Genomic DNA, 6,468 nt, shown 5'->3' on the forward strand with positions numbered 1-6,468 from the left:
GCAATTTTTTGAACACACTTGACCATGCTTCCTCCCGGCAAATTGTGGCGCATTATACGCGTGTAAGGGGACACTTCAAGCGATTAATTCACATATTTTAGCTATTCGCAATCGGTTGCTGTGGATACTTACCCGCTATAAATGCGCCAGTGATTTGTTCAATCACACACCGGTTTTACGCAGTTCAAAACGCGGAGAGATAAGGCCATATAGTGTCCAGCCGAGGAAAGTCACGATGGCACCATACATCATCGCTTCTTCACCGGAAGAATACAGAGCGTAGAAGCTATACATCGCGCCAATGAATGCGAAGATGTTGGCAAGACGCGCTTTACTCGGTTCCACTTTCGCCACTTTCTGGATAATGACCAACGCCGCCATCGACAGGATGTAAGGGATAATATTGGTCACTACGGCCAGGTTAACCAGCACGTTGAACTGTTTGTTCAGCGATGGGCTGATGGTCATCAAAGACAACACTGACTGGATGATAACGATAACGATCATCCCTTTCACTGGTGCTTCTGCTTTGGTTAATTTAGAGAAAACTTTCGGGAAATAACCTTCGTCAGCAGAAGATTTGAATACTTGAGCGATAGTGAACTGCCAGCCCAACAGTGAACCTACGCAGGACATAATCATCAATGCCATGATGATTTTACCGACGCCAGGGGTAAACATCTGAGCAAAGGCTAAACCAAACGGAGCGGTTGAGTTTGCCAAATCCATGTTTGGCACAATACCGGCGATCACGTTAGTCGAAATAATGTAGATAACCGCAGCGCCCAGCGTCCCGCCTAATACGGCGATAGGTACGTTACGCTCTGGGTTTTCAACAACATCGGTGTTTGCACAGGCAGATTCTAAACCCAAGAAGGCCCACAGCGTCATGGCGATAGAAGAACCGATGGCTTCAAAAACAGGAAGATGATGCGGGTTCCAGGAGGCCACATACATTGATGGACTGAACCAGAACCAACCAATGATTGAGATGCCCAGTACAGGAATAATTACGCCCCAAACGGTCACGCCACTAATACGCCCGGTAATGCGTGCACCGCCAAAGTTTGCAACTGTCGCCAGCCACAACACCCCGATGGTTGCAATACAAATTCCGATTGGCGATAACGTGGCATCCAATAATTCGGTGCCGTAACCCACTGCAGAAATCGCAATCGCGACGTTGGCAATGAGTAATGAAACCCCGTAAGTGTAGTTCGCCATGAAGTTACCAGATTTGCCAAAGGCATATTCTGCGTAACCGCCCATGCCACCTGATTTGCGGCTGAACATCCCACATTTAGCGAAGGCGTAAGCCAGGGCCATCGAGCCCAATGCCGTCACTAACCATGAAACGATTGAAAGTGTGCCCACTTCCGCTAATTTGGTCGGCAACATGATGATCCCTGATCCCATCATGTTAACTGCTGTCAAAATTGTGAGCTGAACGACGCCCATTTTGTTGCTGCCCTTAGACGTACTCATAATCTGTTCCTTTAATAAACTTGAGTTGTGAAGAACCGAAAAATCACGGTTCTTCACTGTTTCTTTTTATGGGAAAATCAGTTTTTGCCAGTAACGCTGACGCCTGCTGATTTCAGATTTATTGTTTAATAACATAGCCATAAGCGCGTTTTTTACGGTCATCATCCAGTTTGATATAGACACCCTGTAATTCAGGAGCAAAGCCTGGTAACAGATTGATCCCTTCTTCCAGCGCCAGGAAATAACGCTGCACAGAACCGCCCCAGATTTCGCCTGGAACCACACATAAAACACCTGGAGGATATGGCAGAGCACCTTCAGCAGCGATGCGGCCTTCAACCTGAGATAACGCCACTAATTCAACGTTACCGCGCACAAACTCAATGTTTGCCTGTTGAGGATTCATCACGACTTTCGGGAAGTGGTCTTTACGGAACATCTCTTTTTGCAGCTGTTTGACGTTATGGCTGACGTACAAATCGTGCATTTCCTGGCACAACTGACGGATGGTGTAGCCCTGATAGCGTTCTTCGTAGGTTTTATAGATTGATGGCAGAACTTCAGATAACGGCGCATCTTCTTCAATCAGGCGCTCAAAACGGGAAATTTGAGCAACAAGATGCTGCATTTTTGCCATGTCTTCGGCAGGTGTCATCAGGAACAGAATGGAGTTGAGGTCGCATTTCTCCGGGACAATGCCGTTCTCGCGCAGGAAGTTGGCGAGGATAGTCGCTGGTACGCCGAAGCTATCGTATTCACCGGTCTGAACGTTGATACCCGGAGTGGTCAGCATCAGTTTGCATGGGTCAACGAAGTATTGGTGCTCGGCGTAGTTATCAAATGAGTGCCAGCGTTCGCCTGGGATGAAGTTAAAGAAGCGCAGGTCGTTTGCCATGGTTTCGGTATCAAACTCTTCCCACTTACGGCCATCAATAGTTTCTGGTACGAACGGACGAATATGTTTGCAGAGTTTTAACAGCAGCTTGCGGGTCTCAATCCCGACTTTTACGCAGTCCATCCACATACGTTTACCGCTTTCGCCTTCATGCATTTTGGCGTTAACGTCAAGGGCGGCAAACAGCGGATAGAACGGGCTGGTGGAAGCGTGCATCATAAACGCATTGTTCATACGCTTATGATTGACATAGCGATCTTGCCCTTTGATATGCTTGTCTTTTTTATGAATTTGCGAAGTCTGAGAGAAGCCAGCTTGCTGTTTATGTACGGATTGTGTGACCAGAATGCCTGGGTCATTTTCATTTAATTCAAGCAGCAGAGGTGAACAGTCGTTCATCATCGGAATGAATTGCTCATAACCTACCCATGCAGAATCAAACAGGATGTAGTCACACAGATGACCAATCTTATCAACGACCTGGCGTGCGTTATAAATAGTGCCGTCGTAAGTGCCCAACTGGATAACGGCCAGGCGGAATGGACGTTTCTCAGCACCTCGATTTGGTGCAACTTCACGCACTAAATCACGGAGATATTTCTCTTCAAAACAGTGAGCATCAATACCACCGATAAATCCGAACGGGTTACGAGCTGTTTCCAGATAAACTGGTGTAGCGCCCGCCTGAATCAATGCACCATGGTGGTTGGATTTATGGTTATTACGGTCAAATAACACCAGATCGCCCGGTGCCAGTAATGCGTTCAACACCACTTTGTTAGAAGAAGAAGTCCCGTTTAAGACAAAGTAGGTTTTATCAGCGTTAAACACTTTCGCTGCGTGCATCTGTGCAGTACACGGAGCGCCTTCATGGATCAGTAAATCACCCATGGAGACGTCAGCATTACAAAGGTCAGAGCGGAAAAGCGTTTCACCAAAGTAATCAAAGAATTGGCGTCCAGCCGGGTGACGGCGGAAGAATTGGCCGCCCTGGTGTCCCGGGCAGTCGAAGGCAGCATTACCCTGCTGCACATATTCCACCAGGCTGCCAAAGAACGGTGGTAGCACTTCTTTTTCATATTTAACCGCTGCGGCTTCCAGCTGTTTGCCATAGAAATCCACATTTCCATCGCACAGTTCAAACACGCCAGTAACGCGAGGTAGCACTTCGGCTGGTAACTCTTCTTCGCAGCAAACGGCGACAAAGATTGGAATACCAAAACCCGTCTGTTCAATGGTATCTAACATACCTGATGTTGCATCTTTTACGGAAATGACGGCGGCCGACACATCAGTAAAATTAGTATTTGTTATCTCGACGATTTCACGTTCGGTACTAAAGCATTCAGTCGCGCTGGTATTAACTGCTATTTTTAATTTTTCCATTTTGACTTTGTTCTCTTGTATTTTGAATAATTGAAATTTTGGTATGACATGGTCGTCAGATATTCCCCACAGGGAATCCGATGTTTATTATTTTTTTAAAGACAATAACTACCCGCAATAATTCTTATTATTGAATTACTGATATGAGTCGATATATGTCAGGTGATTGATTCACCGGATTGGCTAAAAGCTCATTTGGATAGTCAAATGCCATACGCAAAACGAAAGATAATAGTATCTATATTCAACAGCTTACTTTATTTATCAGTGTTTAGAGACAAGCAGGCACGAGTATCCACAAAAGCAGATGCCGTGGGGGAGGGGTTTACTTAGAGTTGAAAAGATGAAAATCAAAACAGCTACGGTGTATTAGCATCATAATATGCGTAACACGTCGTATGTGTGGCATGGATTTATTATTGTTTTCCATTTCTCTATTTCCTTATATGGTGGGAAATCGAGGTCATTGTAATCATGAGAAGATATAAAACTGTGACATTTGTCACTAATGGTTTTAGTGTTAAAAATAAAACAATGTTTTTATTTAAGTCAAATGAATAAAATATCGTTTATCAGGGTTGCTGAAATGTGAAGTTATTATTATGCGAGTGGTGAGTATTAAATAAATAGCCACGAAGCATCAGGAACATTCGCACCCATTATTGAAAATGAACCCCGTAAAGCATCATGGGTGATAACAAGATGAAATCTTAATGTTAATCGTTTGTCACAATGGTAGATTTTCATGATCTACATAATGATTCATTTTTTATATCTGTTTTCGCATGTTTATTCACTCAAATTATCTAAGCAATAAATGCTGTGTAGTTTGAATTTTATGAAGCATATCTCTGCATGTTGATCGTTTAATGGCTTTTATCTGCTGTTTTTTTCTGTTTACGGTGTCTGGCACCCGCGCTGAAAAAGGTCAAAAACGGTGTAAGTAGAATTTTTTAAGATGCAGCACAGGTTTTCATAAAAAACTCGTAGCGGTAGAAGATGAATGCTCGTATAAATACCATAATAAAACATCGTTTCAAAAAAAAGGTATCGAACATGATTATTGGCAACATTCATTCTTTGCAATCCTGGCTGCCGGAAGAACTGCGTCAGGCAATTGAACACGTGAAACAACACATCACTCCAGAAACACCACTTGGTAAACATGACATCGACGGTAACCGCCTGTTTATGCTGGTTTCTGAAGATTCCACACAACCAATCGAAGACCGCCCTGCGGAGTTTCACCAGCGCTATCTGGATATCCAGATTGTGATGAAGGGTCAGGAAGGGATGACGTTTAGCTGTCAGCCTGCGGGCGCGCCTGAGACTGACTTGTTGGCGGAAAAAGACATCGCGTTTCTGCCAGAAGGTGTGCAGGAAAAAACCATTATCATGAATGAAGGGGATTTCGTGGTGTTCTACCCAGGCGAAGTTCACAAACCACTGTGCGCGGTGGGCAAACCCGCGCCGGTGCGTAAAGTTGTGGTGAAGATGTTGGTAGGATAAGGGAATTTTCACCCTCACCCTGGCCCTCTCCCTGAGGGAGAGGGGACTGGCTTTCTCCCTCGCCCCTTTGGGGAGAGGGCCGGGGTGAGGGGATGTTACTTAACCAGCGTCGCCACCATCACCGCTTTAATGGTGTGCATGCGGTTTTCAGCCTGAGAGAACACCACGCTGTTTGGCGATTCAAACACTTCATCCGTCACTTCCATGCCACCGTGCAGACCATATTGTTCCGCCATTTGTTTACCCAGTGTCGTTTGGTCGTCGTGGAATGCAGGCAGGCAATGCAGGAATTTCACCTCAGGATTGCCAGTCAGCGCCAGCATTGCGCTATTGACCTGATAATCCCGTAACAGGCTGATACGCTCAGCCCACTTCTCTTTAGCCTCGCCCATCGACACCCATACATCGGTATAAATGAAATCGGCCCCTTTCACGCCTGCGGCAATATCTTCTGTCAGCGTGATATTCCCACCGTTGTGAGCCGCCAGAGCCTGGCATTCGGTCACCAGTTTTTCATCCGGCCAGCATGCTTTTGGAGCCACCAGGCGCAAATTCAGCCCGGTCAACGCGGCAGCTTCCAGCATCGAATTACCCATGTTATTACGCGCATCACCTGCATAAACCAGCGTCATCTGTTGGAAGGTCTTACCGGGCATTTGCTCCTGCATAGTCAGCAAATCTGCCAATAATTGCGTTGGGTGAAATTCGTTAGTCAGCCCGTTCCACACCGGCACACCGGCATACTGCGCCAGCGTTTCAACGATTTCCTGGCCATACCCGCGATACTGAATGCCATCGTACATCCGGCCTAATACGCGAGCCGTATCTTTAATTGATTCTTTATGCCCAATTTGGCTGCCGCTTGAGCCGAGCCAGGTGACTCGCGCGCCCTGGTCAAATGCGGCAACTTCGAAAGAGCACCTCGTACGAGTCGAGTCTTTTTCGAAGATGAGCGCAATATTTTTTCCAGTAAGATGCTGAACTTCAGTGCCTTTTTTCTTGTCACTTTTCAGTTTGGCAGACAGGGCAAGCAATTCTTGAAGTTGTGCAGGGGTGAAATCCAGTAATTTTAGAAAATGTTTTTGATAGAAATGACTCATATTTTCCTCTCATGGCACAAGCCAGTAATTGAATACAAATTCAATTTATATGTATGAATATTCATTTGCAACCCCGAAAGTAAAATCTTTAGC

General features: G+C 45.7%; 5 protein-coding genes. 1 reads left to right on the plus strand and 4 read right to left on the minus strand.

Going from position 1 to position 6,468, the window contains the following annotated elements; all coding sequences use genetic code 11:
• Positions 1–162 precede the first annotated feature (162 nt).
• From potE to speFL, 3 genes are all read right to left on the minus strand, one after another.
• Positions 163–1,485: a putrescine-ornithine antiporter gene (potE, locus tag MES37_RS14720; protein WP_064543205.1), complete on the minus strand. Its 1,323-nt coding sequence runs from the start codon at positions 1,483–1,485 to the stop codon at positions 163–165.
• 118 nt (positions 1,486–1,603) lie between these two features.
• Entirely contained in the window at positions 1,604–3,766 is a 2,163-nt protein-coding gene (gene speF, locus MES37_RS14725) for an ornithine decarboxylase SpeF (RefSeq protein WP_064543210.1), read from the minus strand.
• A gap of 325 nt (positions 3,767–4,091) precedes the next feature.
• On the minus strand, positions 4,092–4,196 hold the full coding sequence (speFL, locus tag MES37_RS14730; RefSeq protein WP_121814831.1) for a leader peptide SpeFL: 105 nt from the start codon (positions 4,194–4,196) through the stop codon (positions 4,092–4,094).
• A gap of 626 nt (positions 4,197–4,822) precedes the next feature.
• On the opposite strand from speFL, the gene MES37_RS14735 reads away from it, so the two are divergent.
• A complete protein-coding gene (locus tag MES37_RS14735; RefSeq protein WP_064543212.1) occupies positions 4,823–5,275 on the plus strand; it encodes a YhcH/YjgK/YiaL family protein in 453 nt (150 codons plus the stop codon).
• Between the two features lie 95 nt (positions 5,276–5,370).
• On the opposite strand, the gene argF is transcribed toward MES37_RS14735, so the two are convergent.
• Positions 5,371–6,375 carry an ornithine carbamoyltransferase gene (argF, locus tag MES37_RS14740; RefSeq protein WP_064543214.1) on the minus strand — a complete coding sequence of 335 codons (1,005 nt, stop codon included), beginning with the start codon at positions 6,373–6,375 and terminating at the stop codon, positions 5,371–5,373.
• Positions 6,376–6,468 lie beyond the last annotated feature (93 nt).

Origin of the sequence: Buttiauxella sp. S19-1 (assembly GCF_022134725.1) — a bacterium.
In the GTDB taxonomy this organism is placed as follows: Bacteria; Pseudomonadota; Gammaproteobacteria; order Enterobacterales; family Enterobacteriaceae; genus Buttiauxella; species Buttiauxella ferragutiae.